This window comes from Neisseria sp. P0021.S005, from assembly GCF_051956955.1.
In genome coordinates, this window is record NZ_JBQCWY010000377.1 from 1 (window position 1) to 2,946 (window position 2,946).

General features: G+C 55.2%; 3 protein-coding genes and 1 pseudogene. 2 read left to right on the plus strand and 2 right to left on the minus strand.

Annotation, left to right across the window (positions count from 1 at the left end; genetic code table 11):
* Together efeO and efeB are read left to right on the plus strand one after the other, a co-directional pair.
* Window positions 1–720: iron uptake system protein EfeO (gene efeO, locus ACTHUE_RS14385; RefSeq protein WP_440423826.1), on the plus strand; the 720-nt coding region annotated here is incomplete at its 5' end.
* A gap of 135 nt (window positions 721–855) precedes the next feature.
* Window positions 856–2,121, plus strand: coding sequence for an iron uptake transporter deferrochelatase/peroxidase subunit (efeB, locus tag ACTHUE_RS14390; protein ID WP_128582165.1), 1,266 nt, complete (start codon window positions 856–858; stop codon window positions 2,119–2,121).
* 81 nt (window positions 2,122–2,202) lie between these two features.
* Here efeB and ACTHUE_RS14395 read toward each other — a convergent pair whose 3' ends face one another.
* Both ACTHUE_RS14395 and ACTHUE_RS14400 read right to left on the minus strand, forming a co-directional pair.
* On the minus strand, window positions 2,203–2,670 hold the full coding sequence (locus tag ACTHUE_RS14395; protein WP_296183990.1) for a CinA family protein: 468 nt from the start codon (window positions 2,668–2,670) through the stop codon (window positions 2,203–2,205).
* 75 nt (window positions 2,671–2,745) lie between these two features.
* Window positions 2,746–2,946: pseudogene (locus ACTHUE_RS14400) on the minus strand (mechanosensitive ion channel family protein); the annotation flags it as partial.

Sequence of the window (2,946 nt, forward strand, 5' to 3'; positions counted from 1 at the left end):
GCCGACTATAAAGCTTACGTTCAAGGCGAGGTTAAAGAGCTGGTGGCGAAAACCAAAACCTTTACCGAAGCCGTTAAAGCCGGCGACATTGAAAAGGCCAAATCCCTGTTTGCCGCCACCCGCGTCCATTACGAACGTATCGAACCGATTGCCGAGCTTTTCAGCGAACTCGACCCCGTCATCGATGCGCGTGAAGACGACTTCAAAGACGGTGCGAAAGATGCCGGATTTACCGGCTTCCACCGTATCGAACACGCCCTTTGGGTAGAAAAAGACGTATCCGGCGTGAAGGAAATTGCAGCCAAACTGATGACCGATGTCGAAGCACTGCAAAAAGAAATCGACGCATTGGCGTTTCCTCCGGGTAAGGTGGTCGGCGGCGCGTCCGAACTGATTGAAGAAGTGGCCGGCAGCAAAATCAGCGGCGAAGAAGACCGTTACAGCCATACCGACTTGAGCGACTTCCAAGCCAATGTGGAAGGCTCCAAAAAAATCGTTGATTTGTTCCGTCCACTGATCGAAGCCAAAGACAAAGCGTTGTTGGAAAAAACCGATGCCAACTTCAAACAGGTTGAAGACATTTTGGCGAAATACAAAACCCCGAACGGTTTCGAGCTGTATGACAAACTGAGCGAAGAAGACCGCAAAGCCCTGCAGGCGCCAATTAATGCCTTGGCAGAAGACTTGGCCAAACTGCGCGGCATTTTGGGTTTGAAATAAGATAACGCGTTTTCAGACGGCCTTTGGATATTGAAAGGCCGTCTGAATCTTATTGTCGCCCACACAAAATATGCTTGAAAACCGACCTTACTTCACACGATTGCAATCTTTCCGTTCCCTGCCAAGGAGCAGACCATGAGCCAAAACAAACAACCGGAGCAACCCGAAAAACGAACCCTTTTCAAAACTGCCCTTGCCGCCGGCGCCATCGGCGTTGCCGGTTATTTTGCCGGTAAAAAACAAGGCGAAGCCGCCGCCGAAACCCAAAACAACCAACATTCCGAGCTGGCCTATCCGTGTTATGGCGAGCATCAGGCAGGCATCGTTACGCCACACCAGCTCTTCGGCATCATGTGTGCCTTTGATGTTACCGCCAAAGACGCCAAACAACTTGAAAACCTGTTCCGCGCCCTGACCGCCCGCATCGAATTCCTCACCCAAGGCGGCGAATACCAAGACGGCGATGACAAGCTCCCGCCTGCAGGCAGCGGCATTCTCGGCAAACAATTCCGTCCCGACGGGCTGACGGTTACCGTCGGCGTCGGCAGCAGCCTCTTTGACGACCGCTTCGGCCTCAAAGACAAAAAGCCGAAACACCTGCAGGAAATGCGCGACTTCCCCAACGACAAACTCCAAAAATCTTGGTGCGACGGCGACCTCAGCCTGCAAATTTGCGCATTCTCCCCCGAAACCTGCCAAGCCGCCCTGCGCGACATCATCAAAAACACCGCCCAGTTTGCCGTCATCCGCTGGAGCATAGACGGTTGGCTCCCTAAAGCCGAACCCGGCGCCATTGCCGCGCGCAATCTTTTAGGTTTCCGCGACGGCTCCGGCAATCCCAAAGTCGAAGATCCCAAAGTCGCCGATCAAGTCCTGTGGACGGGCGTTGCTGCCAACAGCTTGGACGAACCGGCATGGGCGAAAAACGGCAGCTATCAGGCCGTCCGCCTTATCCGCCACTTTGTCGAGTTTTGGGACCGCACCCCGATGCAGGAACAAACCGATATTTTCGGCCGGCGCAAATACAGCGGCGCGCCCATGGACGGTAAAAAAGAGGGCGACACCGCCGATTTTGCCAAAGACCCCGACGGCAAAATCACGCCCAAAGACAGCCATATGCGCCTTGCCAACCCGCGCGATCCGGAGTTCATGAAAAAACACCTGCTCTACCGCCGCGCCTTCAACTATTCGCGCGGCCTTGCCGCCAACGGCCAGCTCGATGTCGGCCTGATTTTCATCTGCTATCAGGCCAACCTTGCCGACGGCTTCATCTTCGTGCAAAACCTGCTCAACGGCGAGCCTCTGGAGGAATACATCAGCCCGTTTGGCGGCGGCTATTTCTTCGTCCTGCCGGGTGTCGAAAAAGGCAGCTTCCTCGGCAAAGAACTTTTGGGCGTATAAATCTGCCGATGGTTTAAATAGATAATAAAAAGGCCGTCTGAAACCTGATTTCCAGATTTCAGATGGCCTGTATTTTTTCTATCAAACCAAATGTTCCGCCAAGAAAGCCAATGCGTATTCGACAGCTTGCGCCCTTACTGCTTCGCGATCGCCTGGGAAAAGCGCGGTTTGCTCAAACGAGCCTTCGGGCGTGGCCAGGCCGAACCAGACTGTGCCGACCGGTTTGGCCGCGCTGCCGCCGCCGGGGCCGGCGATGCCGGAAATACTCAAGGCGTAATCTGCCTGCGCCACGGCCTTTGCGCCGCGTGCCATTTCATAGACGGTCTCGCGGCTGACCGCGCCGTGTTTCAGCAAGGTATCGGGCATGACGCCGAGGCGGTCTTGTTTGGCTTGGTTGCTGTATGTGACGAAGCTTTGATGAAACCATTGCGAGCTGCCGGAGAGGGAGGTCAGCGCACCTGCAAGCAGGCCGCCGGTGCAGGACTCGGCGCAGGTAACGGTTTGACGGCGGCTGGTCAGGTGATCGGCGATGGTTTGCAGATGGGACATGGCGGCTCCTTATGGAAATGGTGGAATGGGGCGGGCGTTTGACCCGCCGGGTTTCAGACGGCCTGAAAGCTGAAATCAGTCTTTCGGCTGAATGAGGTGGACATCACATTGTGGGAATGGGATGTTGATGTTGGCTTCGCGCAGGTTTTCAACCACTTGCTCGTTCAGGGCGAATCGGAACGGGCCGAGATTTTCTTCTTGCGTCCACGCCCAAAGGGTAATTTCGATGGCGCTGTCGCCAAGGTTGGTAATGTATACGACGGCAGGTCGTTCTTC